Below are 25744 nucleotides of genomic sequence, written 5' to 3' on the forward strand. Positions count from 1 at the left end.
TCAAACGCCCGCCTGGTATCCCGCTACATCTCCTGGCCGTTGCTGAGAATCGCGCGTTTTAGCCACGCGTAGCTTTTCTTCGGCACTCGCTGCAGGTCCTTCAGGTCGTGGTTTTCCCGATTAACGTACACCACCCCGTAGCGTTTGCGCATATCGCCCTGCGAGCTGAGAATATCGATAAGCCCCCAGCCGAGATAGCCAATCACCTGCGCGCCGTCCTCAAAAATCGCCTCTTTCATGGCGTTAATATGGTCGCGATGGTAGGCAATACGATAGTCGTCGGCGATTTGCGTCTCGCCATCCCAGGACTCAATGACGCCGATGCCATTCTCAATCGGGAACACCGGCAGGCGCCAGTCGTTGTAGTAGCGGGTGATTATCATGCGAAAACCGAGCGGGTCTATCTGCCAGTTCCACTCCGTGGCTTTCAGGTACGCATTCGGCTTATCGCCAAACAGCATGTAGTTGTTCACCGGCGTGCCGGCCGGGATCGGGTCGCTGTCGAGGGTTCGGCTGGCATAGTAGCTAAAGGCCAGGTAGTCGATTTTCACCTTCGCCATCAGCGCCAGATCCTCCGCGCGATAGATATCGTCAAAGCCCTCGCGCGCCACCGCGTGCATCACCTCCGGACTGTAGCCCTCACCGGCGAAGGCGCGCAGCAGGTTTTGATTAAAGAACTCGTCGAGCTGCTGGGCACAGAGGACATCCCGCGGCTTGCAGGTCGCCGGGTAGACCATCGCGTGGGCCAGCATGCCGCCCATCAGGCTCTGCGGCTTCGCCCGGTGGAGATAATCGGTCAGATGAACGTGCGCCATCATCACGTGATGCTGGATCTGATAGAGCTCGCGCAGGGTCTTCTCGCCGCGCAGGTAGCCGGTAATAAGAAACGCCTCCGGCATATGGTAAAGGTTCTGCTCGTTGAAGGTCAGCCAGTACTTCACCTTATCGCCGTAGCACTCAATCATCTTCTGGCCGTAGCGGATAAACGCCTCCATCACCCGACGATCGGTAAAGCCGTTGTAGCGCTCCGCCAGCGAAAGCGGCATATCGAAGTGATACAGGCAGATCATCGGCTCAATGCCGCGGGCAATCAGCTGGTCAATAAACCGGTGATAGAAGGCGATGCCCTCTTTATTGAACTCCCCGTCCCCCAGCGGGCAAACGCGGCTCCAGGCAATCTGGAAGCGGTAGCAGTTCATTCCGAGGTCCTGCATTAAATTAAAGTCTTCTTCATAGCGATGGTAGGAGTCGGTCGCTACCTTCCAGTCAGAGGCAAACTCTGCGGGCTGGCGAATATCGTATACCGACATCCCTTTGCCGCCTTCATTCCACGCGCCTTCGGTTTGCATGCTGGAAACCGAGTTACCCCACAAAAAATCTGCCGGCAGTACGTTATTCATCTCACGCCCTCTATGACTAGTCATTTAAATTTCATGACTAGTCATATAGCCGAAAGCGACGCCACAGGCAAAAGAAAGGATCCTTTTTTGTGAGCGGAACAAACAAAAAACCCGGATCGGAGCAGCAAAGCCCCGTCCGGGTCAGGCACGCGATCGCGTCGGTCGACGCGGCGCCGGTGGAGGAAATGACCGGCTAGCGGGCGAGCTGATTGCGGCGATATTCGCCCTGGCGCTCGAGCATCCAGCCGGGATATTCGCGCGGCAGCGCGCTCACCGCATCCAGCTTCCGCAGATCCTCTTCGCTGAGCTGGATTTGAGTGGCGGCAATATTATCCGCCAGCTGATCCGCGCGTTTGGCGCCGATAATCACGCTGGTCACCGCCTGCTGATGGAGCAGCCACGCGAGCGCGACCTGCGCAACCGTCGCGCCTTTGGCGTCCGCCACCTCGCGCATCGCGTCCACGCAATCAAAGGCGCGATCCTTATTCACCGGCGGGAAATCAAATTCCAGCCGGCGACCGCCCGCTTCCCCCTGGCCGTCGCGGGTATATTTGCCGCTCAGCAATCCGCCCGCCAGCGGGCTCCAGACCATCAGCCCCAGCCCTTCGCTCTGCATCATCGGCACCAGTTCGCGCTCGAGGTCGCGCCCGGCAATGGTGTAGTAAGCCTGCAGGGAGGCAAAGCGGGCCAGCCCAAGGCGTTCAGCAATACCCAGCGCCTTGACGATTTGCCAGGCGGCCCAGTTCGATATGCCGATATAGCGGACGTGCCCCTGGCGGACCAGGGTATCGAGGGCGTAGAGGGTCTCTTCGACGGGTGTCGCCGGGTCGAAGCCGTGCAGCTGATAGAGATCGATATGATCGAGCTGCAGGCGCCGCAGGCTCTCTTTGACGCTGCTGAGAATATGGTAGCGGGAGCTACCGCGCGAGTTAACGCCGGCGGTGCCGGTTTCACCGAACACCTTGGTGGCGACCACCACGTTTTCGCGCGGGATCTTGAGATTTTTTAGCGCCTGGCCGGTTATCTCTTCCGAACGCCCTTCCGAATAGACGTTTGCGGTGTCGATAAAGTTAATGCCAGCATCGAGGGCGCTACCCACCAGCTGCTCGGCTTCCGCCTGGCGCAGCTGGCCAATTTTGCCCCACATCCCCTCTTCACCGCCAAAGGTCATGGTGCCAAGGCACAGTTCAGAGACAAACAGACCGGTATTTCCGAGTTTTTTATAACGCATCGGACTCTCCTCATCAGGATAATTAACGTCAGCGCTATAGTTATACTCCCGCCCGCACGAGTGCGAATGGGGAGATCCTGTCCGTTTCTTGCCCAATCCTCTGAATATCAGAACCCGAAGTGCAGGATGGCGTAGCCCACCAGCGCCGCCCACAGCAGCATCGGCAGAGAGTAAAGATGAAAGCGCCACCAGATGCGCCTGTCCGCCGCCATGCGCAGGGCAATCAGGTTGGCCAGCGAGCCGGGAAGCAGGCCAAAGCCGCCGACGTTCACCGCCCAGGCCAGCAGCGTCGACGGCGGAACGTAGTTGAGCAGCAGAATGGTTGCCGGGACGTTGCTGATGAACTGCGACAGGCCGATCGCCGTCAACCACAGGCCGCCGGGGGAGAGTTGGCCGACGCTGCTCAGCAGCTGATGCAGCACCGGCAGCTGGATCAGCAGGTGAACGTCAATAAACATCACCATAAAGACCAGCAGCAGGGACCAGTCAACGTTGATAATCACCGCCCGCGCCAGCAGCAAAAAGCCGATGACGAGCAGCGCGAGGCCCCAAAGCCCCTGCTTCATCTCTAACGCCGTCAGGAAAACCAGATACAGCCCCAGGCAGCCCCAGACCAGCTTTGGCCGCCAGGAGGGCACCCGATCGCCGCTGTGATAGGTGAGGCGTACGGCTGAAAAACAGCACCAGCACAGCGCCAGCAGCGTTATGATCATCGCCGCCGCCAGCGGCAGCATCTGCCCGATAAACGCCGGGAAGCTGAGGCCGGAGCGCCCCCACAGCAGAATGTTTTGCGGATTACCGATCGGCGTCAGCAGCGAGCCGGCGTTCACCGCCAGCGCCTCGAAAATAATCAGCCGGTTAACCGGAATGGCGCACCATTTTTTTAACGTCAGGGTGAGCGGAACGACGATAAAAAGCGCCACATCGTTGGTTAAGAAGGTAGAAAGCAGCGCCGCCGCCAGCACCATAAAGATGGCCAGCTGCCGTTCGGTCACAAACCGCCGCGCCATTTTGCGGCCCAGCACGTCAAAATAGCCGCTCAGCTCGACCCCTTTGGTCAGCAACATCAGCCCGCTGAGGGTAATAATCGTCTGCCAGTCGATAGCCTGAGGCCAGCTGGCAGGGGCAAAGGGCACAAAAATGCTTAATACGCCGGCAATAATCAGCAGTAAATGGAGGAAGCGGTCACCCGCCAGCGACTGAATAAAGGGCAGGTTCATTCTCCGTGCTGCCCGTACTTGAGGGTGAACTGGCTAAAAGCCTCCAGCGTCTCCTGACTCACGTGATGCTCCATCCCTTCGGCATCGCGACGGGCAATCTCCGGGCTGACGCCGATCACCAGCAGGAAGTTTTCCACAATCTGATGACGTTCGCGGCTTTCGTGCGCCAGCTTCTCGCCTTCCGGGGTTAAAAAGACGCCACGCCACGGGATCTGCTCGATCAAACCTACGGTAGCCAGGCGCTTGAGCATTTTCGCGACCGTCGGCTGCGAAACGCCCAGACGCGCGGCCATATCGACCTGACGCGCTTCGCCCACCTCGCGGATCAGATCGGAAATCAGCTCAACGTAGTCGTCAATCAGCTCGCGACGATGCGCTTCACGCACCTGACGAAACCCCTCAACGTGCTCTTCAACATTCACTAGCTGCGTCACTTTTTTTGTTATTTGTTTGCCTGCGCGACGGTTCATTGTGCTTCCTCAAATACGTGTGACGCAGCAAGCGTCATCTCAAAGAGGGCCATTGTAAATGATTGGGCCCGTAGCACAAAAAATTAACTTTTTAGCCATAGCTATAAAATATAGCCTGTGCTATATCTGTATGTAATGCAGACATCCTTCACCGAGCGAAGGGCGAAAGCGCAGGAGGTTACGATGAACGAACTCAAGAGGTGCTTACAGGTGTTTACCCACTCTCCATTTAAAGTACGCTTAATGCTAATCGGCATGCTGTGTGACCTGCTCAACGGCAAAAAAGAGCAGGACAAACCGGGCAACTAACGCGGCGTCGCGGCACGCCGCTTCATTTTTCGGTCATAATTCCCCGTCATACTGGTCCGTTTCCCCGCCTTTCACCCGCTTTTTTCAAGTTTTGTAAGCTTTCTCCCAAAACAATCTGTTATGGCTAGTTGACCTTATCATTTGCAAGCCCTATCGTTTGTCAGCCCTGCCACTACTGCGGCTCGCAGAGACCCTCTTCCGGCACTGTCCAGCAGGTTTTACCCCTTGATGCCAGGGGATGCACATGGCGTCTTTTTGATTGTTAACTATGAACCTCACCCTGAAAGAAACGCTGGTCGCTCGTGGATTGGTCCTGAACCCGTGGATCGGATTCTACTTTTTACAGTCTCTGCTGATTAACCTGGCCCTTGGCTACGATTTTAGCCTGCTCTATGCCGTTGCCTTTACATGCGTGCTACATCTGCTGTGGCGCAGCTTTCCGCGCGCGCAGAAGGTCGTGGTCGGCGGCTACTCGCTGCTTGCCGCGCTCTATTATCCGTTTGGCCAGGCCTACGGTGCGCCCAATTTCAATACGCTGCTGGCGCTGCACGCCACCAACGTCGAAGAATCCACCGAAATTTTGACCATCTTCCCGTGGTACAGCTATCTGCTGGCGGTGTTTATTTTTGCGCTGGGCGTCATTGCCGTGCGTCGCAAGCCGGACGAACGCAAGCGCTGGAGCAAAATGGACAGCCTCGGCCTGCTGTTCAGCGTCGGCATCTTCTTCCTCCAGCCGGTACAAAATTTGGCCTGGGGCGGCGTCTTCAAGGTGATTGATACCGGCTACCCGGCTCTGCGCTTCGTCAAAGACGTGGTGGTAAATAACAACGAGGTGCTGGATGAGCAGGCGCGCATGGCGCAGCTGGCGAATATCAAGGACAGCTGGCACGTCGTGGCGGTGAAGCCCAAATATCACCTGTACGTGGTGGTGATTGGCGAAAGCGCGCGGCGCGACGCGCTCGGTGCCTTCGGCGGCCACTGGGACAACACCCCTTTCGCCAGCTCGGTGAACGGCTACCTGTTTAACGACTACATTGCGGCCAGCGGTTCAACGCAAAAGTCGCTGGGCCTGACGCTTAACCGGGTCGTTGACGGCAAGCCGCAGTATCAGGATAACTTCGTCACGCTGGCCAACCGCGCGGGCTTCCAGACCTGGTGGTTCTCGAATCAGGGGCAAATCGGCGAGTACGATACGGCGATTGCCAGTATTGCCAAACGCGCCGACGAGGTGCAGTTCCTCAAAAACGGCGATTTTGAGGCCAATAAAAATACCCAGGACGAGCAGCTGCTGAAGCTAACCGAGCAGGTCCTGTCGACCCAGCGCACGCAGCCGCAGCTGATCGTTCTGCATTTGATGGGCTCACACCCGCAGGCCTGCGACCGCACCAGGGGAAAATATACGGTATTCGTCCAGTCGAAGGAGACCTCGTGCTACCTCTACAGCATGACGCAAACCGATGCCCTGCTGGGCAAACTCTATAGCCAGCTGCAGAACTCCGGCGACAGCTTCTCGATGACCTATTTCTCCGATCACGGCCTGGCCTTCAAGGAGCGCGGGAAAGAGGTGCAGTACCTGGCGCACGACGATAAGTTCCAGCAGAACTTCCAGGTGCCGTTCATGGTGCTGTCCAGCGATGATAAAGCGCACAAGGTTATTAAAGCCCGCCGCTCGGCCAACGATTTCCTCGGCTTCTTCTCGCAGTGGACCGGGATCGCCGCCGAGGAAATCAAGCCGCGCTATCGCTTTATCTCTGAGCAAAAGGCCGGACCGGTTTTCATCACCAACTTCCAGCTGCAAAAAGTGGACTATACCCATCTGGGTAGCGACCTGTTCACCACCCAGTAGGCCGCCTCATTCGCCATCGGGATGCTGATGGCGACGAGTTTTACCGAATGACAGGCAAAAAAAATCCGCCCCTTGAGGCGGATTTTTTATATCACCGAAGTGATTAGAAGCGGTAACCAACGCCCGCGATCCAGGTACCAACGTCAACGTTACGAATGCGAGACTGCTCGTAAGAGAAGTCCAGAGCAACGTTTTCGATCGGGTTGAACTGCAGACCAGCGCCGTAGGAGAAACCGTAGTCGCTCATGTCAGCTTTGTTCGGGTAGCTGTTGTCCTGGAATTTACCGTAACCAACACCCACTACGCCGTAGATGCTTGCCCAGTCGTTGATACGGTAAGCCGGACCAGCGGTGATGCCGTAGTACTGGCCTTTTTCGTATACGCCAGATTCGGTGCGATCTTTTTCAGTGTAAGTGAAGGAACCGATAACACCCAGCGGGCTATTGTCTTGCTCGTAACGGTACTTCAGGTTGAAACCGCCTGCTTTATTCGCTTCGCCCTGCATGTCGCTCTGAGCATAACCACCGGTAACGGTAGAAGTTGCAGCGAACGCGGTACCTACGGATGCAGCCAGTACAACAGCCAGTGCTGAAAAACGTGCAATTTTATTCATAACCACCTCAAATGTGTTTCTAATAAGTCCTAAGTCTTAAATATATCAAAAACTTTCGGGAAACTCTTTTCACTTTACACTGTCTAACATACTTTTTCATGTAACTAAAAGTTTCCACAAAACTATAACAATCTGGAAAACAACCGTTTTTAGCGGATACAATCATATTTATGCGCGCAGCTCGCCGGACGTGCATCCAGATTATTCCTAATCACCAGACGAGTGTTTCAGCGGTGTGCTTGCGATTGTACTCCTCTCTCCGGGGATTTTTTCAACAATAGCTCAACTGCGTTTGGGTAATTCATTTACACTGGAACCTTTACCGGTTTTGACAAATTTTGACAGGAGAAAGGATGCCCGGCTCGTCCCGTAAGGTCCCGGCGTGGTTGCCGACGGCTGTTATTTTAATCGCCATGATCTCGATTCAGAGCGGCGCATCGCTGGCGAAATCGCTCTTCCCGCTGGTTGGCGCGCCCGGCGTGACGGCCCTGCGCCTGGCGCTAGGCACCCTGATTCTGGTGGTCATTTTCAAGCCCTGGCGGCTGCGCTTCGCCCGCGAACAGCGCCTGCCGCTGCTCTTTTACGGCCTCGCGCTGGGGGCGATGAACTATCTGTTCTATCTCTCTATTCAGCGCATACCGCTGGGCATTGCGGTGGCCCTCGAGTTTACCGGCCCGCTGGCGGTGGCCCTCTTTGGCTCGCGGCGTCCGCTCGACTTCGTATGGGTGGTTCTGGCGGTTCTGGGGCTATGGTATCTCCTGCCGCTGGGTCAGGACGTGGCGCAGGTCGATCTCACCGGCGCGCTGCTGGCGCTGGGCGCCGGGGCCTGCTGGGCAGTCTATATTCTTACCGGCCAGCGCGCGGGCGAAGAGCACGGCCCGGCAACGGTGGCGATGGGCTCGCTCATTGCCGCGGTGATTTTTGTGCCGCTGGGTATGCTGCAGGCAACCGATACGCTGTTCCAGTGGTCGCTGCTGCCGCTGGGCCTGGCGATCGCCGTGCTCTCTACCGCGCTCCCCTACTCGCTGGAAATGATCGCCCTGACCCGCATGCCGACCAAAACATTCGGCACGCTGATGAGCATGGAGCCCGCCCTTGCCGCGCTGTCGGGAATGGTGTTCCTTGGCGAGACGCTGACCTTCACGCAAACCCTGGCGCTGGGGGCAATTATCCTCGCCTCGATGGGTTCGACGCTGACGATGCGGCGGGAAACGCAGCTCAAAAAAGTCGATATTGGCTAAATTGTCAGACGGTTCTGTACGGCCGCCGCGCCGTACAGCGCTGACGCATAAAACACTCAACCCATTGATTTAAATACCTTTAAAATTATCAACAAGCCTGCGCTATCAAACCGATAGAGACTACCGACACCGCCTTCTGCGTATCCGTTGCTATACTTGTCCCCATGAGTTACCGGGGGCAAGCGCTCCATATGATTCGAATTTGATGTATGACGAGTATAAATATCAAGAGGATATGAAACTATGAGTACCGCAAAACTGGTTAAAACTAAAGCATCTAACCTGCTCTATACCCGCAACGATGTGACCGACAGCGAAAAGAAAGCCACCGTTGAGCTGCTCAATCGTCAGGTTATCCAGTTCATCGACCTGTCGCTGATCACCAAACAGGCTCACTGGAATATGCGCGGTGCCAACTTTATTGCCGTTCATGAAATGCTGGACGGTTTCCGCACGGCGCTGACCGATCACCTCGATACGATGGCCGAACGCGCCGTCCAGCTCGGCGGCGTTGCGCTGGGCACCACGCAGGTTATCAACAGCAAAACTCCGCTGAAAAGCTACCCGCTGGACATTCACACCGTCCAGGACCACCTGAAAGAGCTGGCCGACCGCTACGCGATTGTGGCGAATGACGTGCGCAAAGCGATTAGCGAGGCAAAAGACGAAGATACGGCCGATATCTTCACCGCCGCTTCTCGCGATCTGGATAAATTCCTGTGGTTTATCGAATCTAATATCGAATAATCACCACCCCGACTGCCGTCAGCTCCGCTGGCGGCATTGCCCCACCCTCCTCGCCTCACGTTCCCCGTTTTTTTTATCACCTCGCGCCATCGCACTATTTTAGTGCACCACAATGGTCAAAATGCGTACTAAAGTAAATCAAATGTAATAATCACCTCACACAATCGTTACGGCAAGATTGTTTTCCCATCGGTGTTTGCGTTAAAAATGCTCTTGTTATTCGGCATATTTATGACGCACCAAAACAACGCCCCGTCGTGGTGCATATTGCGTTTACCAGACCCGAAAGCGTGCAACAGGAACCACTCTGGTTGTTATAAAACAACAAGTTGTAAAACTGGCACGATTTTTTCATAGGGTTACTCGTTCTCGCAGGGGATCGTCCCGTGGATATAAAAGGAAATGCTATGAAGTCTGTATTAAAAGTTTCACTGGCTGCACTGACCCTGGCTTTTGCGGTTTCTTCCCAGGCCGCTGAAAAACAACTGATTGTTGCGACCGATACGGCGTTTGTTCCGTTTGAATTTAAGCAAGGCGATAAGTACGTTGGCTTCGATGTCGACCTGTGGGCCGCCATCGCCAAAGAGCTGAAGCTGGACTATGCCCTGAAGCCAATGGATTTCAGCGGCATCATCCCGGCGCTGCAAACGAAAAACATCGACCTCGCGCTGGCGGGGATTACCATTACCGAAGAGCGTAAAAAAGCGATCGACTTCTCCGATGGCTACTATAAAAGCGGCCTGCTGGTGATGGTGAAAGCGAACAACAACGATATCAAAGACGTGAAGGATCTGAACGGCAAAGTGGTCGCGGTTAAAGGCGGCACCGGCTCCGTTGACTACGCCAAGGCTAACATCAAAACCAAAGACCTGCGCCAGTTCCCGAACATCGATAACGCCTACATGGAGCTGGGTACCGGCCGCGCCGATGCCGTGCTGCACGATACGCCAAATATCCTCTACTTCATCAAAACCGCCGGCCACGGCCAGTTCAAAGCGGTAGGTGACTCGCTGGAAGCGCAGAGCTACGGCATCGCGTTCCCGAAAGGCAGCGACGAACTGCGTGAAAAAGTGAACGGCGCGCTGAAAACCCTGCGCGAAAACGGCACCTACAACGAAATTTATAAAAAATGGTTCGGTACTGAGCCAAAATAATAATCAGACCGTATCCGCACGGATATATCTCTTACCGGCCTGCTGAGGTCTGGTAGCCCGGCATCGGCGCTTGCGCCCTCTGCCGGGGATCGCCTCGCAGCAGGCCTGAGTCATTTTTTCTCAGAGGGCCATCCTCTGTTTTCGACACGGTAACAGGAACGAATTATGCAGTTTGACTGGAGTGCCATCTGGCCCGCCATTCCAATTTTGCTGGAAGGCGCCAAAATGACGCTGTGGATCTCGGTCCTCGGCCTGGCTGGCGGTCTGATAATCGGCCTCGTCGCCGGTTTCGCCCGCTGCTTTGGCGGCTGGATAGCGAACCACATCGCGCTGGTCTTTATTGAAATTATTCGCGGCACCCCGATCGTGGTGCAGGTCATGTTTATCTACTTCGCCCTGCCGATGGCGTTTAATGATTTGCGCATCGATCCGTTCTCCGCCGCGGTGGTGACCATCATGATCAACTCCGGCGCCTACATCGCGGAAATTACCCGCGGCGCGGTGCTCTCTATCCACAAGGGCTTCCGCGAAGCCGGCCTGGCGCTCGGCCTGTCACGAAGCGAAACGATTCGCCACGTGATCCTGCCGCTGGCGCTGCGCCGCATGCTGCCGCCGCTGGGTAACCAGTGGATCATCAGCATCAAAGATACCTCGCTCTTTATCGTCATCGGCGTTGCCGAACTGACCCGCCAGGGACAGGAGATTATTGCCGGTAACTTCCGCGCGCTGGAGATCTGGAGCGCCGTTGCCGTTATCTATCTCATTATCACCCTGGTTCTGAGCTTTATTCTGCGCCGTCTTGAAAGAAGGATGAAAATCCTGTGATTGAATTTAAAAACGTTTCCAAGCACTTTGGCCCAACCAAGGTGCTGCACGATATCGATCTGAAGATTAACCAAGGTGAAGTCGTGGTGATTATCGGGCCTTCCGGCTCCGGTAAATCAACCCTGCTGCGCTGCATCAACAAACTGGAAGAGATAACCAGCGGCGAGCTGATTGTCGACGGCCTGAAGGTCAACGATCCGAAGGTAGACGATCGCCTGATCCGCCAGGAAGCCGGCATGGTGTTCCAGCAGTTCTATCTCTTCCCGCACCTGACGGCGCTGGAGAACGTCATGTTCGGACCGCTGCGCGTGCGCGGCGCGAAGAAAGAGGCGGCCGAGAAGCTGGCAAAAGGTCTGTTGGAAAAAGTGGGGCTGGCGGAACGCGCGCACCACTATCCTTCAGAGCTCTCCGGCGGCCAGCAGCAGCGTGTAGCCATCGCCCGCGCGCTGGCGGTGAAGCCGAAGATGATGCTGTTCGATGAGCCTACCTCCGCGCTGGATCCGGAGCTGCGTCATGAAGTGCTGAAGGTGATGCAGGATCTGGCAGAGGAAGGGATGACGATGGTTATCGTGACCCACGAAATCGGCTTCGCCGAAAAAGTGGCCTCGCGCCTGATCTTCATCGACAAAGGGCGTATCGCGGAAGATGGCGATCCGCAGGTTCTGGTCAAGAACCCGCCTAGCCCGCGCCTGCGCGAATTCCTGCAGCACGTCGCCTGATAGCCACCGGCTCCCCCGTCGCGGGGAGCCGCTTTCCAGATTCATCCCACCCCCGTCCTCCCGACATCGTCTTCTATACTTACTGGTTTGAGACGCAATGGAGGTGCTCGTGCCGTGGATCCTGTTACTGCTTGCCGCTCTATTTACCGCTCCGCTTTCGGCCGCAGCCCTGCCCGGCGTCCCGACCGCCGCCCCGCAGCAGTCCGCCAGCAACGAACCCGACCTTGAGAAGAAAAAGGCCGCCTACGCGGCGCTGGCCGACGTGCTGGATAACGACGCCGCTCGCAAGGAGCTCATCGACCAGCTGCGCACCGCTGCCGCCACGCCGCCGCCGGCCAGCGCGCCAACGCTGACGCCGCCGAAAGAGGAAGAGCAGCCGACGGTGCTGGAAAACGTCACCCACATCAGCCGCGAATACGGCGAGCGCTTCTCGTCGCGTTTCTCGCAGCTGTGGCGCAATATTACCGGCGCGCCGCATAAGCCTTTCCATGCCGATACCTTCCGCCACGCCGCGAGCACCTTCCTGATGCTGGCGGCGCTGGTCTTTGCCTTCTGGTGGCTGGTGCGGCTGGCCGCGCTGCCGCTGTATCGCAAAATGGGCCACTGGGGGCGGCATAAAAACCACGATCGCAGCAACTGGCTGCAGCTGCCGGCCACGATTGCCGGCGCCTTTATCTTCGACCTGATCCTGCTGGCGCTCACGCTGTTCGTTGGTCAGCTGCTCAGCGACAGGCTCAACGGCGGCAACCGCACCATCGCCTTCCAGCAAAGCCTGTTCCTGAACGCCTTCGCGCTGATCGAGTTCTTCAAAGCTATTCTGCGGCTGATTTTCTGCCCACGGGTGGCGGATCTGCGGCCGTTTAACCTCAGCGACGACAGTGCAAAATACTGGAACCTGCGCCTGAGCGCGCTCAGCAGCCTGATTGGCTACGGCCTGATCGTCGCCGTGCCGATTATCTCCAACCAGGTCAACGTCCAGGTCGGCGCGCTGGCCAACGTGGCCATTATGCTGTGCATCACCCTGTGGGCGCTGTACCTGATTTTTCATAACAAGCACGTGATTACCGAAGGGCTGATTCATCTGGCGGACCGCTCGCTGGCCTTCTTCAGCCTGTTTATCCGCGCCTTCGCGCTGGTCTGGCACTGGCTGGCCTGCGCCTATTTTATCGTGCTGTTTTTCTTTTCGCTTTTCGACCCGGGCAACAGCCTGAAGTTTATGATGGGCGCCACGGTGCGCAGCCTGGCGATCGTCGGCGCCGCGGCGCTGATCTCCGGCATTTTGTCGCGCTGGATAGCCAAAACCATCACCCTGTCGCCGCAAACCCAGCGCAGCTATCCTGAGCTGCAGAAGCGGCTTAACGGCTGGATCTCCGTGGCGCTGAAGGTGGCGCGCATTTTGGTGGTCGCCGTCGCCATTATGCTGCTGCTCAGCGCCTGGGGACTGTTCGATTTCTGGAACTGGATGCATAACGGCGCCGGGCAGAAGGCGGTAGATGTGATGATCCGCATCGCGCTGATCCTGTTCTTCTCCGCCATCGGCTGGACGCTGCTCGCCAGCCTGATAGAAAACCGCCTCGCCTCGGATATTCACGGACGTCCGCTGCCGGGCGCCCGGGCGAGAACGCTGCTGACGCTGTTTCGCAACGCGCTGGCGGTGATCATCAGCACCATCACCGTCATGATCCTGCTCTCGGAAGTGGGGGTCAATATCGCCCCGCTGCTGGCAGGCGCGGGGGCGCTGGGGCTGGCAATCTCCTTCGGCGCGCAAACGCTGGTGAAAGATATTATTACCGGCATTTTTATCCAGTTTGAAAACGGGATGAACACCGGCGATCTGGTGACGATCGGGCCGTTAACCGGCACGGTGGAGCGGATGTCGATTCGCTCGGTCGGGGTGCGCCAGGATACCGGCGCCTATCACATTATTCCGTGGTCTTCGATCACCACCTTCGCCAACTTCGTGCGCGGGATCGGCTCGGTGGTGGCTAACTACGACGTCGACCGCCATGAGGATCTGGATAAGGCCAGCCGGGCGCTGAAGGATGCGGTGGTGGACGTGATGGCCCAGGAGGAGGTGCGCGGGCTGGTGATTGGCGAGCCATCGTTTGCCGGGCTTGTCGGCCTGAGCAATACCGCCTTTACCCTACGGGTGACGTTTACCACGCTGCCGCTGAAGCAGTGGACGGTGCGTTTTGCGCTGGATACGCAGGTTAAAAGGCATTTCGACCTTGCCGGCGTGCGCGCCCCGGTGCAAACCTACCAGGTGCTGCCGATGACGCCCGCCGCCGTTGACGGGCCGCCGGCCCCGGTGGAGCCAACGCTATAACGCCCCGGCTGCACGGAGCAGACCGGGGCGCTAACAACGCTAAGCAGAGACGCCGAACGGCTTAAAACGGGCGTCGGCGCTTTGCTTCATCCATAAAGGTCCAGGCGATAAAGCGGCTCTGCTTCTGCCCCTGCGCCATCTCTTTTTTCACCACCTTCACCGCACCGACTTCGGTCAGGGCACGATACAGCGGCGGCAGGTTGTCGCCGCGGGAGACCAGCGACGTAAACCATTTCACCTGGCGCCCAAACTGCTGGCTCTCCTCAATCATGCGGGTGATGAAGGCCACTTCGCCGCCTTCGCACCATAGCTCCTGCTGCTGGCCGCCAAAGTTCATCACGCTATCGGCGCCCAGACCCAGGTTGCGGCGCTTGCGCTCGCCGCCCGCCTGCGCGCTGGCGGCAGAATCGTGGAACGGCGGGTTGCACAGCGTCGCGTCAAAGCATTCGTTTTTATGGATAACGCCGGTAAAGATCGCCGTGGCGTCTTTTTGACGACGCAGGCGAATCTGGCGGCTCATTCCCGGGTTGCCGCTGATAATAGCCAGCGCGCTGGAGAGCGCCTCCTGGCTGGTTTCGCTGCCGGTAAAGCGCCAGCCGTATTCATGCGCGCCGATCAGCGGATAGATGCAGTTTGCGCCGGTACCGATATCCAGAATGCTCGCACTCTCGGGGATCGTGCCGGTATCCAGCGCCAGCAGGTCGGCGAGATGGTGGATATAATCCGCCCTTCCCGGCACCGGCGGACACAGGAAGCCATCCGGAATGTCCCAGTGTTTCACCGCGTAAAAGTGCGCCAGCAGCGCCTTATTCAGCGCCTTCACCGCGAGTGGGTTGGCAAAGTCAACGGTCTGCTCGCCCGCCGGATTCAGGGTGATAAAACCCTCGAGCTCGGGGTGAGCCAGGCAGAGCTCGGGCAAATCATAACGTTGATGGTGACGGTTACGCGGGTGTAACCCCGGTTTCTGGGCTTTCATGGCAATCTCCTTTGAACAGCCGCGTAAGATACCCGTTGACGGCGGCGCGGTAAATAAGGGAGTCTGGATATCTCCTCTTCGGTTACGGGTATTCTATGTATTTCTATCAACCTTCGCAGGGACACGGGCTGCCGCACGACCCGCTTAACGCCATTATCGGGCCGCGTCCTATCGGCTGGATCGCCTCGCTGGATGCGGCAGGACAGCGCAATCTCGCGCCCTACAGTTTCTTTAACTGCTTCAACTATCGGCCACCAATTATCGGCTTTGCCAGCAGCGGTTGGAAGGATAGCGTACAGAATATTGTCGAAACGAAAGAATTTGTCTGGAACCTGGCAACCCGCCCGCTGGCCGAAGCCATGAACGAGACCTCTGCCAGCCTCCCGCGCCACGAAGATGAATTCACCCGCGCCGGGCTGACCGCCGCCGCCAGCCGGATCGTCGCCGCCCCGCGGGTTGCACAAAGCCCGGTGAACTTTGAGTGCCGCCTCTCGCAGTGCATCCGCCTGACCACCGCCGACGGCACCCCCGTCGACAGCTGGCTGGTACTTGGCGAGGTTGTCGCGGTCCATATCGACGAATCGCTGCTGGAAGAGGGCATCTATCAGACCGCCAAAGCCCAGCCTATCCTGCGCGCCGGCGGCCCGAGCGCCTACTACAGTATTGATGAAAGCCAGCGTTTTGACCTGATCCGCCCCGACGCCCGCTAGCCCGCTAGCGCTGTCCCGGCGCCGACTCGCCGTCCGTGCGACGCGACCTTATTCGCACGGGCGGGCGAGCGGCATTTGCCCAAAAAAATCGTTGTTTAGCCTCAATTTTTTATCCTGAATATCCTGTGGCAAAGGCCTAAACTTAGAATATGTCCCATGCCGTTAATGAGGATATGCTCATGAGAAAATCTCTGCTGCTACTCGCGACTGTCGCCCTTGCCGCCGCCTCTTTTACTGCCCAGCCCGCAGCCCCCCTCTCCGCTCCCGCCGACCCCGGCCCGCTGCAGCCTTCAGGCAGCGTCTCCGCCTCCGGCGCCAGCAATCTTGACGATCTGCAGGCAAAGCTGGCGCAAAAAGCGCATCAGCAGGGGGCGATAGCCTGGCGAATCAACGCTGCCGGCGGCACAAACAGGTTGGCAGGCACCGCCATCATCTATAAATAACTCCCCGACGGCCCGGACAGGCAGCGAATTTCCCACCGCCCTGGCCCGCGTTCGCCCTGTTCTCTGCTGACAAAATCGGTTTATGTAGAAAAAATGCAGTGAATGTAAACAAATGTATTTATTTTTTTATAAATGAGTGATAGAAATCTGCCGTTATTTGATAATGCTTATCACAATCATTATCAAAATCATTGTTATTGTAACAACACCTGCAGTGGCCGAGGCACGGCCTGGCTTTGCCTGCGGTCTTAATGGCTCAAATTAAAACTATAAGTTGCTCATGGATATGGATAAAAAACATAATTTACCGTTCAGCAGTTTTGGCTCGCTGACGATCTTTACCGGCCTGTGTCTGAGCCTGTCGCCGACAGGCCAGGTGCTGGCAGCCGATAGCACTGAAAAAAACGGCGGTGAAACGCTGGTGGTAGAGGCGCAGGCGCCCTCGCTGTATGCCCCAACCCAGTCCGCTGACCCCAAGTTTTCCCGACCGCTGGTCGACACCACCCGTACGGTAACGGTGGTTTCCGAACAGGTGATGAAAGATCAGGGCGTCACCAACCTCACCGATGCGTTGAAAAACGTGCCGGGCGTGGGGGCCTTTTATGCCGGTGAAAACGGCAACTCCTCCACCGGCGACTCCATCTATATGCGCGGTGCCGATACGTCAAACAGCATCTACGTTGATGGCGTTCGCGATATCGGTAGCGTGACCCGCGATACCTTTAACACCGAGCAGGTAGAAGTCATCAAGGGGCCATCGGGTTCTGACTATGGCCGCAGCGCGCCAACCGGCTCGATCAATATGATCAGCAAGCAGCCGCGTCTGGACTCCGGCATTGACGCCTCCGCCAGCGTCGGCAGCGCCTGGTTCCGCCGCGGTACGCTCGACATCAACCAGGCGGTCGGCGAAACCAGCGCGGTACGTCTGAACCTGATGGGGGAGAAAACCCACGACGCCGGTCGCGATAACGTTAAAAATGAACGCTACGGGATTGCGCCGTCGGCCGCCTTCGGCCTCGGCACTGAGAACCGTCTCTATCTCAACTATCTGCACGTGACCCAGCACAACACGCCGGACGGCGGTATTCCGACCATCGGCCTGCCGGGATACTCCGCGCCGAGCGCGGGAACCGCGGCCCTGAACCACTCCGGTAAAGTCGCAACCAGCAACTTCTACGGCACCGAGTCGGATTACGACGATTCCACGACCGATACGGTGACCATGCGCTTTGAGCACGACCTGAGCGATACCACGACTATCCGCAACACCACCCGCTGGTCGCGCGTGAAGCAGGATTATTTGCTCACCGCGGTGATGGGCGGCGCATCAAATATTACCCAGCCGAACCCGAACGACGTCGGCACCTGGACCTGGTCGCGCCTGGCTAACACCAAGGACGTCAGCAACAAAATCCTGACCAACCAGACTAACCTGACCACAAAGTTCTATACCGGATCGATCGGTCATGACATCAGCACCGGCTTCGAGCTGACCCGCGAAACGCAGACCAACTACGGGGTTTATCCCATCACGCCTCCGGCGGTGAATATTTACCACCCGAACAGCGCGATCTCCATCGGCGGCCTGGATCGCAGCGGCGCCAACGCCAACGGCCAGACTGACACCTTCGGGATATACGCCTTTGATACCCTGCAGATTACCCGGGACTTTGAGATCAACGGCGGCATTCGTCTGGATAACTACCAGACTCAATACGATAGCGCGAGCCTGTGTGGCGGCACCGGTCGTGGCGCAGTGGCCTGCCCGGCCGGTGTGGCAAGAAACAGTCCGGTAACCACCGTTGATACCTCAACCAGCGGCAACCTGGTTAACTGGAAAGCAGGCGCGCTGTATCACCTGACCGATAACGGCAACGTCTACGTCAACTACGCCATCTCTCAGCAGCCTCCGGGCGGCAACAACTTTGCCCTGGCGCAGAGCGGAACGGGAAATAGCGCTAACCGCACTGATTTCCAGCCGCAGAAAGCGAAAACCAGCGAAGTGGGCACCAAGTGGGAGCTGATGGACAAGCGCCTGCTGCTGACGGCGGCCCTGTTCCGTACCGATATTGAAAACGAAGTCGAGCAAAACGACGACGGCACCTACTCGCAGTACGGTAAAAAACGCGTCGAAGGCTACGAGCTGTCGCTGGCCGGCAACATCACGCCGGACTGGCAGGTTATCGGCGGATATACCCAGCAGCACGCCAGCATCAGAGAAGGCAGCAACGTCGCCCAGGATGGCACCAGCGCGCTGCCGTACACGCCTGAGCACGCCTTTACCGTCTGGAGCCAGTATCAGGCCACCGATGCCCTTGCCCTTGGCGCCGGCGCGCGCTATATCGGCAGTATGCACCGCGGCAGCGATGGCGCCGTCGGCACGCCGTCCTATACCGAAGGCTACTGGGTGGCTGATGCGAAGGTCGGCTATCGCATTAACCGTAACCTCGATCTGCAGCTGAACGTCTATAACCTGTTTGATACCAACTATGTCGCCTCAATCAACAAGAGCGGCTACCGTTATCATCCGGGCGAGCCGCGTACGTTCCTGCTGACCGCCAATATGCACTTCTAATCCGCAGCGGGGCGCTTGCGCCCCGCTTGTTCAGGAGAAATAACCATGATGTACCATATTCCCGCCGTCCTCAGCCCACAGGAAGTCGACTATTTTAGCGGGCGGCTGCAGCAGGCCGAGTGGGTTGACGGACGCGCAACCACCGGCGATCAGGGCGCGCAGGTAAAAAATAATCAGCAGGTAGATACCCGCAGCGCGCTGTACGACGAGCTGCAGGGTAAAGTGCTGGCGGCGCTCAACCGCAGCTCGCTGTTTTTCGCCGCCGCGCTGCCAAAAACCCTCTCCAGCCCGCTTTTCAACCGCTACCAGCAGAGCGAAACCTACGGTTTTCACGTTGATGGCGCGGTACGCAGTCAGGCCCAGGGCGGCTGGATGCGCACCGACCTTTCCGCCACCCTGTTTCTGAGCGCCCCGGAGGACTATACCGGCGGCGAGCTGGTCATCAACGATACCTACGGACAGCACGCGGTTAAGCTCCCGGCGGGCGATCTGGTGCTCTACCCTTCCAGCAGCCTGCACTGCGTGACCCCGGTGACCCAGGGCACCCGCGTCGCCTCCTTCCTGTGGGTTCAGTCGATGATCCGCGATGATAAACGGCGCGCGATGCTGTTTGAGCTGGACGGCACTATCCAGGCGCTGAAGAGCCGCCACGGCGAGAGTGAAGAGGTCCTGTCGCTGCTCAACCTGTACCATAACCTGTTGCGGGAATGGTCAGAGATCTAAGCCTTGTCTGACCCTTTTCTGCCCCCATCTTATCTATACTCTTCTTATTTCCGGCGGCCGTCGCGCTGATAAAGCGCGCTCACGCCGCGCCGTTTTCCGCGTTCCGGGAAAGCGCGGCTCCCGCCGCCAGGCGGCAGAGTGAACGATTTTGACTCTTTGTTAATTGATACAGCATCAGATGGGAGGTACATCATGGCATCAGGCTGGGCAAATGATGACGCGGTGCAGCAGCAGATCGACAGCACGATTGACGATGCGGTCGCGCGGGCGCGAAGCGAGCTACCGGGCGGCGAGAGCCACAAATTTTGTGATGAATGTGGGGAGCCCATTCCTGAGGCCCGACGCAGGGCCATTGCCGGGGTCAGGTACTGCGTGAAATGCCAACAGGATAAAGACTTACATAACAATACATTTTCAGGATATAATCGTCGTGGTTCCAAGGATAGCCAGCTACGCTGACCTTCCTTTACCGTTCATTACCGCAGATCGCATTATCTTTTCGCGCACGTTTTTTGGCGAATAAAGTAGCAAAATGTGCCCTAAAAGCCCGCAGCACTTTTCTGCCAAAGCCGACACCCTGTCGCTGATAAATAATTTATTAATAATCAATAAATTAATAATCATTCAAAAAATTCGATGAAGACTGTTAATTTCCTTCGATTTTATATCTCGCAAAAAACGTGATACTTATCACATCGACGGAACATCGTCACCCTAACAGAACAACCTGCGAGAGATTAACTATGAAAACCATCAAATATGCTGCCGCTGCTATCGCCCTGTCCGCTCTGTCCTTTGGTGCTTTCGCCGCTCAGTCGGTCACCCCAGCTCAGGCAGAGAGCATGAACAAAATCGGCGTCGTTTCTGCTGAAGGCGCAACGACTCTGGATGGCCTGGAGGCCAAACTGGCTGCTAAAGCGGATGCCGCTGGTGCAACTGGTTACAGCATCACCTCCGCTAACACCAACAACAAAGTTAGCGGTACCGCGGTTATCTATAAATAATCGCCGCCCGACCCTGTAGTGCCACTGTATTACCCCTGAAATACCCTTTAATACCCTTGTTTTGCCCGTCCGTGCCACCGGACGGGCTTTTTTTTGGTTTTTTTCTGGGCCGAGTGATGCATTCAGGCGGTGGTTTTGCAAAGCCTTATCGCGTGATTGACTTCTGTCTATGCTCGCACAGAGGGAATGTTCCGTTCACTATGCCCTCCGCGCTCCTTGATGCTCCCGCAGCGTTGAGCGTCCGCGCGCTACCAGCGCTCCGCAACCTTAGCCAGCCCCGCCTCCAGGGACGCCACCTCTCCGGTCGCCAGCAGGCAGCACGCCAGCTGGATCCGCAGCGGCTGCGGCAGCGGCTCAAGGCCCGCCGCGCAGCGCTCGGTCCAGCGCGCGGTCACCGCAGGATCTTTTGACTCAGGCAGCGCTGGGGCCTGCGCCGGTGTATCATTCTGCCGCTCGTACAGCGCTCGCGTTCCGCTCCCGTCAATCAGGCTAATTTGCGGACAGCGCTGAGGGTTGGCATACACCTCGCCTTCGGTACCGTGCATCAGCAGCGCGCGACCGCCGGTTTCGGTAAAGAATTTTGCCACCTTGCCGATGTATTCCGGATGCGACACGCTCGACAATCGCAGGGCCGCGTCTTCGGCAAACGGCGTCGCCAGCTTAGCCAGCGTATGCGCGCTGTTGCGAACGCCCAGCCGCCAGCGCAGAGCCAGCTGCTTCTCCAGCGGCGGACAGAGGGCACCAACCGGGATATAGACCGGCTCGTGGCCGTCCAGACGCGCCTGGGCCTGGCCGGCCTGCTGCGTAATCGGGATCCCCATCAGCTCAAAAATCGTCTCCGTCAGCACCCGGGTTGGATCGTGGCTGACGCCGTGCACCAGCACCGGGAAGCCGAGCTTATGCAGCAGGACGGCTAGCAGCGGCGTCAGGTTAGCCTGCTTACGCGCGCCGTTGTAGCTGGGGATCACAATCGGCATCGGCCGCGCTACCGGCGGCGTCAGGCGCAGCGTTTGCTGCTGCATCGCCTCATAGAAGCCCCTCATCTCCGCTTCGCCTTCACCCTTAATGCGCAGGGCAATCAGGATCGCCCCCAGCTCCAGCTCGGCAACTTCACCGTTGAGCATCCGCACGTACAGCGCGCGGGCGGTCTCCACATCCAGGTCGCGGGCGTGATTTTTCCCCCGCCCGACTTCTTTAACGATCTTGGTGTAATCCATCGAAGATTCCTCTTATCCGCCCTGCTTCACGCGATAAACGGCTTGCCGCAGTACCCTTGCAGCTGCCCTTTACCGATGCGCGAAGGAGGTCGAGTCCGTGCTGCTCACATTGCCGACCTGCGCCGCTAGCGACGTTTGCGACGCGTCTGTTTGGTTTTGCTTTTTACTACAACCTCCGGGACGGCAGGCTGCTCTATCGGAAATACGGGTAATGCATTCAGTAAACGCTTGCCGTAATTTTTGGTCAACAAACGCTTATCGTAAATCACCACCTCCCCCCAGCAGCTGTGGCTGCGGATCAGACGGCCGACCTGCTGAATCAGGTTAAAGGAGGCGCTCGGCAGGCTTTGTACCTCGAAGGGGTAGCGGTTCAGGCTTTTAAGCCACTCGCCTTCGGTGATCACCACCGGGCTGTCTATCGGCGGGAAGGCAATTTTGTGGATATGGACCTGGCTCAGCAGCTCGCCCTTGAGGTCCAGCCCCTCGGCAAACGACTGCAGCCCGACCAGCACGCTACGCTCGCCGCTCTCGACCTTTTTACGGTGCAGTTCCACCAGCCGGTAGCGGGGCTTATCGCCCTGCACCAGCAGCATCAGGCGCAGATCGGTGACGTGCTCGAGAAAGCGCTGCATCGCCCGCCCGCTGGCAAACAGCACCAGCATCCCGAGGTGCTTTTTACTCTCGACGTGCTCGCGAAAGCAGGCCGCCATTTCGGCAATATGCTGCTCTTCGTTGTCGATGACCGGCTCATAGTGCATCTGCGGGATGATAATTTTTCCCTGCTCAACGTGGTTGAAGGGCGAATCCAGGGCGACGAAGCGATCTCCGGCCTTCTCCTTAAGGCCGCTCATCTCCTGCAGGCGAGAAAAGCTGTTCAGCGAACGCAGGGTGGCGGAAGTGACGACAATATGCGGCACACTGCGCCACAGCAGCCGTTCCAGCTGTTCGCTAACGCGAATCCCGACGCAGTGGAACCAGATATGCGCCTGGCCGTCGCGCAGATCGCGGGAGGCCCACTTAGTGACCGGCGCGCCGGATGACTGCGCCAGCGACGCCAGCCGCCACAGCTTGCTTTGGCTTTCAAACATGCCCAGCGCGCGGTTCATTTGCAGCAGCACTCGGTGCAGGCGGACCACGTCATGGCTGCCGGTTTTTTCGCTGAGATCGTTAAGAAACAGCTCCGCCAGGCCACGCAGCGTCTCGGTCAGCTTGGCCAGCCGCTGGCAGATATCCATCACCTCCTGCGGCAGCTCCCCCATCGGGAAGCGGTGCTCGGCTTCCTGACCGGCAGGCATATACAGATTCAAAATGTTATTCAGCGAGGAGATGAGCTCGGACAGCTCCTCGCAGTGGGCGTTCAGCCGCTCGGGGTTTGCCAGCGGCGGCGTCGTTTTGGGCCGAAACTGCTCCATGCAGGTCGCCACCAGGCGGGTGAAAAGATCGAGCTGTAGCCGATACCAGGGGGCGGTAATTTCAGCGCTCATCTCCAGCGCATCCCGGGCGACATCGGGCAGATGGTGGCCCTCATCGAGCACCAGCAGCAGGTTTTTCGGCTCCGGCAGCACCGCTTCGCTCTCCATCGCCGCCATCACCAGCGCGTGGTTTGCCACCACCACTTCGGCTTCCTGAATCTCACGCCGGGCGACGAAGAACGGGCATTCGCGATAGTAGTGGCAGTTGCGGTTCAGGCAGCTTGCCTTATCGGTGCTCAGACGGCCCCAGAGCGCGTCATCGATGGCCTTGTCGCTGTGATCGCGCAGGCCGTCCCATTTATAGCTATCAAGATCGCTCTTCAGCGTGGCGCACAGCTTCTGCTCCGCCTGGTTATTCGGCGTGAGATCGTCGTCAAGAAACGCGAGCAGGTCCTGCTGCGTTGGCTCGGTGCTGGCCATCGCGTTGAGGTTGCGCGGACAAACGTAGCGCCCGCGGCCAAAGGCGGCGGTGAAGCGCAGGTCGGGAATAATTTTACGCAGCAGCGGCAGGTCTTTGCTGAAGATCTGGTCCTGCAGGGCAACGTTGGCGGTGCTGACCACCAGCGTTTTTTGCTCTTCGCGGGCGATGGCAATACCGGGGATCAGGTACGACAGGGTTTTCCCGACGCCGGTCGGCGCCTCGATCGCCAGGTGCCTTCCCTCTTCCCCGGCGAGCGTTTTCGCGACGTCAGCAATCATCTGCCGCTGCGGGGTGCGGGGAATAAAGTCCGGAATCTGTTCCTGGAGCGCCTTATACCAGGCGGCGATTTGCGTTTTTAGCGCAGTGGTCAAAGCCATGAGAAAACCTGAATACTGTATAAACAGCCACTATTGTGACACTTTTTGCCTGGCTGGAGGAATTTCTTTCTGAACAAACGGGGATCGTGCTCGAGGTTTAGCATCAGGCGGGGGAGTTCCGGGCAGGGAGACCCGCCCGGAGAGGCAAACCTGTACCCTCGGGCAGCGTCGGGCTGCCGCGGGGATAGCGGGTTTGCGGAAGTGCGGTTACTCAGCGGCCGCTGGCTTGCGCGAGCGACGACGCTGCGGTTTGCCGTCCTGAGTACGCGCTTTCGGCGCATCACCCTCGCTGCGGCGCGGTGAAGACTGCTGACCACGACCCTGGCTCTGACCGGCGCGACCCTGACTCTGGCCGCCGCGTCCCTGTCCCTGACCGCGACCACCGCCGCCGCCGCCGCCGCCGCCGCTGCGCTGCTGACGACCGTTTTGAATCGGCTCCGCTCTGATGGACGGATCCGGCTCATAGCCGGCAACGCTAATGCGTGGGATCTCTTTTTTCAGCAGGCGTTCGATATCGTGCAGCAGCTTATGCTCATCAACGCAGACCAGCGACAGCGCTTCGCCGGTAGCGGCGGCGCGGCCGGTACGGCCAATACGGTGGACATAATCTTCCGGCACGTTCGGCAGCTCGTAGTTCACCACGTGCGGTAGCTCTTCGATATCCAGGCCGCGCGCGGCGATATCGGTCGCCACCAGCACGCGAATGCCGCCGGATTTAAAATCAGCTAATGCGCGGGTACGCGCGCCCTGGCTTTTGTTGCCATGGATGGCGGCGCTGCGAATGCCGTCTTTGTTCAGCTGTTCCGCCAGGTGGTTGGCGCCATGCTTGGTACGGGTAAAGACCAGCACCTGCTGCCAGTTGCCTTCGCCGATCATCTGCGACAGCAGCTCGCGCTTGCGCTTCTTATCAACGAAATGCACGTACTGGCTCACCTGCTCGGAGGCCGTGTTGCGACGGGCGACTTCGATTTCCAGCGGGTTATGCAGCAGCTTTTCCGCCAGCGATTTAATCTCGTCGGAGAAGGTTGCCGAGAACAGCAGGTTCTGGCGCTTCGCCGGCAGCTTCGACAGCACGCGGCGAATATCATGGATAAAGCCCATGTCCAGCATCCGGTCGGCTTCATCCAGCACCAGCACTTCAACCTTATCCAGGCTGACGGCGTTCTGGTGTTCCAGATCCAGCAGGCGACCCGGCGTTGCCACCAGGATATCGACGCCGCTGCGCAGTTTCATCATCTGCGGGTTAATGCTCACGCCACCGAATACCACCAGCGAGCGAACGTTCAGATACTTGCTGTAATCACGAACGTTTTCGCCAATCTGAGCGGCCAGCTCACGCGTAGGGGTGAGGATCAGCGCGCGCACCGGGCGACGGCCCTTCGCGTGCGGCTCTTGCTGGATCAGATGCTGAAGCAGCGGCAGGGTAAAGCCCGCCGTTTTGCCGGTGCCGGTCTGGGCGCTGGCCATCAGATCGCGCCCCTGCAACACCGCAGGGATAGCCTGCTGCTGAATGGGGGTTGGCTCAACATAACCCTGTTCGGCTACGGCACGCAGGATTTCAGGATTAAGGCCAAGGGAATCAAAAGACATAACAACTCCAAACCGCCCCGGCCTTTTAGAGGCGTAGTTTTCGGGGAGATTATTGCGAAAGAGATGGCAAAAACCACAATGCCATGAAGGGGCGCAGTCTAGCAGGTTTTGTGACGTATCGCATAAAAATCCCCT

23 protein-coding genes are annotated in these 25744 nt (G+C 58.1%); 14 read left to right on the forward strand and 9 right to left on the reverse strand.

Annotated elements, in window-relative coordinates:
• Positions 1–23: 23 nt before the first annotated feature.
• The 4 genes from HCK03_RS18445 to mntR form a co-directional block, all read right to left on the reverse strand.
• Positions 24–1400, reverse strand: a complete 1377-nt coding sequence (locus HCK03_RS18445) for a glycoside hydrolase family 1 protein (RefSeq protein WP_167692013.1) — start codon at positions 1398–1400, stop codon at positions 24–26.
• A 193-nt stretch (positions 1401–1593) separates the two neighbouring features.
• On the reverse strand, positions 1594–2631 hold the full coding sequence (locus HCK03_RS18450) for an aldo/keto reductase (RefSeq protein WP_115193268.1): 1038 nt from the start codon (positions 2629–2631) through the stop codon (positions 1594–1596).
• A 107-nt stretch (positions 2632–2738) separates the two neighbouring features.
• Complete coding sequence (locus HCK03_RS18455) at positions 2739–3851, reverse strand: anion transporter (RefSeq protein ID WP_167692014.1); 1113 nt, start codon at positions 3849–3851, stop codon at positions 2739–2741.
• The gene (mntR, locus tag HCK03_RS18460) at positions 3848–4321 is read right to left on the reverse strand and encodes a manganese-binding transcriptional regulator MntR (protein ID WP_041144715.1); all 474 of its coding nucleotides are present in this window, start codon (positions 4319–4321) and stop codon (positions 3848–3850) included. Before mntR ends, HCK03_RS18455 begins: the two co-directional genes overlap by 4 nt.
• 183 nt (positions 4322–4504) lie before the next feature.
• Between mntR and mntS the strand changes: the two genes are divergently transcribed.
• Together mntS and HCK03_RS18470 are read left to right on the forward strand one after the other, a co-directional pair.
• Positions 4505–4630 carry a manganase accumulation protein MntS gene (gene mntS / locus HCK03_RS18465; protein ID WP_041144714.1) on the forward strand — a complete coding sequence of 42 codons (126 nt, stop codon included), beginning with the start codon at positions 4505–4507 and terminating at the stop codon, positions 4628–4630.
• Positions 4631–4898: 268 nt separating this feature from the next.
• Complete coding sequence (locus HCK03_RS18470; protein WP_123551132.1) at positions 4899–6476, forward strand: phosphoethanolamine transferase; 1578 nt, start codon at positions 4899–4901, stop codon at positions 6474–6476.
• 103 nt (positions 6477–6579) lie between these two features.
• Here HCK03_RS18470 and ompX read toward each other — a convergent pair whose 3' ends face one another.
• On the reverse strand, positions 6580–7089 hold the full coding sequence (gene ompX / locus HCK03_RS18475) for an outer membrane protein OmpX (protein ID WP_041144712.1): 510 nt from the start codon (positions 7087–7089) through the stop codon (positions 6580–6582).
• 353 nt (positions 7090–7442) lie between these two features.
• Here ompX and rhtA point away from each other — a divergent pair, with 353 nt between their 5' ends.
• From rhtA to ybiO, 6 genes are all read left to right on the forward strand, one after another.
• The gene (gene rhtA / locus HCK03_RS18480; protein ID WP_041144711.1) at positions 7443–8330 is read left to right on the forward strand and encodes a threonine/homoserine exporter RhtA; all 888 of its coding nucleotides are present in this window, start codon (positions 7443–7445) and stop codon (positions 8328–8330) included.
• Between the two features lie 243 nt (positions 8331–8573).
• Positions 8574–9077 (forward strand): DNA starvation/stationary phase protection protein Dps, encoded by a 504-nt coding sequence (dps, locus tag HCK03_RS18485; RefSeq protein WP_041144710.1) that lies wholly within the window; start codon positions 8574–8576, stop codon positions 9075–9077.
• A 407-nt stretch (positions 9078–9484) separates the two neighbouring features.
• Complete coding sequence (gene glnH / locus HCK03_RS18490) at positions 9485–10231, forward strand: glutamine ABC transporter substrate-binding protein GlnH (protein WP_041144709.1); 747 nt, start codon at positions 9485–9487, stop codon at positions 10229–10231.
• A gap of 165 nt (positions 10232–10396) precedes the next feature.
• Positions 10397–11056 carry a glutamine ABC transporter permease GlnP gene (glnP, locus tag HCK03_RS18495; protein ID WP_041144708.1) on the forward strand — a complete coding sequence of 220 codons (660 nt, stop codon included), beginning with the start codon at positions 10397–10399 and terminating at the stop codon, positions 11054–11056.
• Positions 11053–11775 carry a glutamine ABC transporter ATP-binding protein GlnQ gene (gene glnQ, locus HCK03_RS18500; protein ID WP_041144707.1) on the forward strand — a complete coding sequence of 241 codons (723 nt, stop codon included), beginning with the start codon at positions 11053–11055 and terminating at the stop codon, positions 11773–11775. Before glnP ends, glnQ begins: the two co-directional genes overlap by 4 nt.
• Before the next feature lie 109 nt (positions 11776–11884).
• Positions 11885–14101: a mechanosensitive channel protein gene (ybiO, locus tag HCK03_RS18505; RefSeq protein ID WP_167692015.1), complete on the forward strand. Its 2217-nt coding sequence runs from the start codon at positions 11885–11887 to the stop codon at positions 14099–14101.
• A gap of 61 nt (positions 14102–14162) precedes the next feature.
• Here the strand turns inward: ybiO and rlmF are convergent, their stop codons facing one another.
• Positions 14163–15077, reverse strand: a complete 915-nt coding sequence (gene rlmF, locus HCK03_RS18510; protein WP_041144706.1) for a 23S rRNA (adenine(1618)-N(6))-methyltransferase RlmF — start codon at positions 15075–15077, stop codon at positions 14163–14165.
• A gap of 95 nt (positions 15078–15172) precedes the next feature.
• Between rlmF and HCK03_RS18515 the strand changes: the two genes are divergently transcribed.
• From HCK03_RS18515 to ybiJ, 6 genes are all read left to right on the forward strand, one after another.
• Positions 15173–15787 carry a flavin reductase family protein gene (locus tag HCK03_RS18515; RefSeq protein ID WP_041144705.1) on the forward strand — a complete coding sequence of 205 codons (615 nt, stop codon included), beginning with the start codon at positions 15173–15175 and terminating at the stop codon, positions 15785–15787.
• 179 nt (positions 15788–15966) lie between these two features.
• Positions 15967–16230, forward strand: coding sequence for a YdgH/BhsA/McbA family protein (locus HCK03_RS18520; RefSeq protein ID WP_080773199.1), 264 nt, complete (start codon positions 15967–15969; stop codon positions 16228–16230).
• Positions 16231–16516: 286 nt separating this feature from the next.
• Positions 16517–18805: a catecholate siderophore receptor Fiu gene (locus tag HCK03_RS18525; protein ID WP_115193998.1), complete on the forward strand. Its 2289-nt coding sequence runs from the start codon at positions 16517–16519 to the stop codon at positions 18803–18805.
• A gap of 45 nt (positions 18806–18850) precedes the next feature.
• Positions 18851–19528, forward strand: coding sequence for a PKHD-type hydroxylase YbiX (gene ybiX, locus HCK03_RS18530; protein WP_167692016.1), 678 nt, complete (start codon positions 18851–18853; stop codon positions 19526–19528).
• A gap of 192 nt (positions 19529–19720) precedes the next feature.
• Complete coding sequence (locus HCK03_RS18535) at positions 19721–19987, forward strand: DksA/TraR family C4-type zinc finger protein (RefSeq protein WP_041147552.1); 267 nt, start codon at positions 19721–19723, stop codon at positions 19985–19987.
• A gap of 284 nt (positions 19988–20271) precedes the next feature.
• Positions 20272–20532 carry a DUF1471 family protein YbiJ gene (gene ybiJ, locus HCK03_RS18540; RefSeq protein WP_041144702.1) on the forward strand — a complete coding sequence of 87 codons (261 nt, stop codon included), beginning with the start codon at positions 20272–20274 and terminating at the stop codon, positions 20530–20532.
• A gap of 248 nt (positions 20533–20780) precedes the next feature.
• Here ybiJ and ybiB read toward each other — a convergent pair whose 3' ends face one another.
• The 3 genes from ybiB to rhlE all read right to left on the reverse strand — a co-directional run bounded on the left by ybiB (position 20781) and on the right by rhlE (position 25609).
• Positions 20781–21749 carry a DNA-binding protein YbiB gene (gene ybiB, locus HCK03_RS18545; protein WP_167692017.1) on the reverse strand — a complete coding sequence of 323 codons (969 nt, stop codon included), beginning with the start codon at positions 21747–21749 and terminating at the stop codon, positions 20781–20783.
• Between the two features lie 125 nt (positions 21750–21874).
• Positions 21875–24019, reverse strand: a complete 2145-nt coding sequence (dinG, locus tag HCK03_RS18550; protein ID WP_115193274.1) for an ATP-dependent DNA helicase DinG — start codon at positions 24017–24019, stop codon at positions 21875–21877.
• 207 nt (positions 24020–24226) lie between these two features.
• Positions 24227–25609, reverse strand: coding sequence for an ATP-dependent RNA helicase RhlE (rhlE, locus tag HCK03_RS18555; RefSeq protein ID WP_167692018.1), 1383 nt, complete (start codon positions 25607–25609; stop codon positions 24227–24229).
• Positions 25610–25744: the final 135 nt, after the last annotated feature.

Source organism: Klebsiella terrigena, from assembly GCF_012029655.1.
Classification (GTDB): Bacteria; Pseudomonadota; Gammaproteobacteria; order Enterobacterales; family Enterobacteriaceae; genus Klebsiella; species Klebsiella terrigena.

Coding starts and splice junctions, on each gene's coding strand:
- HCK03_RS18445 (WP_167692013.1), bottom strand. CDS start 1,400: ATGAATAACGTACTGCCGGCAGATTTTTTGTGGGGTAACTCGGTTTCC.
- HCK03_RS18450 (WP_115193268.1), bottom strand. CDS start 2,631: ATGCGTTATAAAAAACTCGGAAATACCGGTCTGTTTGTCTCTGAACTG.
- HCK03_RS18455 (WP_167692014.1), bottom strand. CDS start 3,851: ATGAACCTGCCCTTTATTCAGTCGCTGGCGGGTGACCGCTTCCTCCAT.
- mntR (WP_041144715.1), bottom strand. CDS start 4,321: ATGAACCGTCGCGCAGGCAAACAAATAACAAAAAAAGTGACGCAGCTA.
- mntS (WP_041144714.1), top strand. CDS start 4,505: ATGAACGAACTCAAGAGGTGCTTACAGGTGTTTACCCACTCTCCATTT.
- HCK03_RS18470 (WP_123551132.1), top strand. CDS start 4,899: ATGAACCTCACCCTGAAAGAAACGCTGGTCGCTCGTGGATTGGTCCTG.
- ompX (WP_041144712.1), bottom strand. CDS start 7,089: ATGAATAAAATTGCACGTTTTTCAGCACTGGCTGTTGTACTGGCTGCA.
- rhtA (WP_041144711.1), top strand. CDS start 7,443: ATGCCCGGCTCGTCCCGTAAGGTCCCGGCGTGGTTGCCGACGGCTGTT.
- dps (WP_041144710.1), top strand. CDS start 8,574: ATGAGTACCGCAAAACTGGTTAAAACTAAAGCATCTAACCTGCTCTAT.
- glnH (WP_041144709.1), top strand. CDS start 9,485: ATGAAGTCTGTATTAAAAGTTTCACTGGCTGCACTGACCCTGGCTTTT.
- glnP (WP_041144708.1), top strand. CDS start 10,397: ATGCAGTTTGACTGGAGTGCCATCTGGCCCGCCATTCCAATTTTGCTG.
- rlmF (WP_041144706.1), bottom strand. CDS start 15,077: ATGAAAGCCCAGAAACCGGGGTTACACCCGCGTAACCGTCACCATCAA.
- HCK03_RS18515 (WP_041144705.1), top strand. CDS start 15,173: ATGTATTTCTATCAACCTTCGCAGGGACACGGGCTGCCGCACGACCCG.
- HCK03_RS18520 (WP_080773199.1), top strand. CDS start 15,967: ATGAGAAAATCTCTGCTGCTACTCGCGACTGTCGCCCTTGCCGCCGCC.
- HCK03_RS18525 (WP_115193998.1), top strand. CDS start 16,517: ATGGATAAAAAACATAATTTACCGTTCAGCAGTTTTGGCTCGCTGACG.
- ybiX (WP_167692016.1), top strand. CDS start 18,851: ATGATGTACCATATTCCCGCCGTCCTCAGCCCACAGGAAGTCGACTAT.
- HCK03_RS18535 (WP_041147552.1), top strand. CDS start 19,721: ATGGCATCAGGCTGGGCAAATGATGACGCGGTGCAGCAGCAGATCGAC.
- ybiJ (WP_041144702.1), top strand. CDS start 20,272: ATGAAAACCATCAAATATGCTGCCGCTGCTATCGCCCTGTCCGCTCTG.
- ybiB (WP_167692017.1), bottom strand. CDS start 21,749: ATGGATTACACCAAGATCGTTAAAGAAGTCGGGCGGGGGAAAAATCAC.
- dinG (WP_115193274.1), bottom strand. CDS start 24,019: ATGGCTTTGACCACTGCGCTAAAAACGCAAATCGCCGCCTGGTATAAG.
- rhlE (WP_167692018.1), bottom strand. CDS start 25,609: ATGTCTTTTGATTCCCTTGGCCTTAATCCTGAAATCCTGCGTGCCGTA.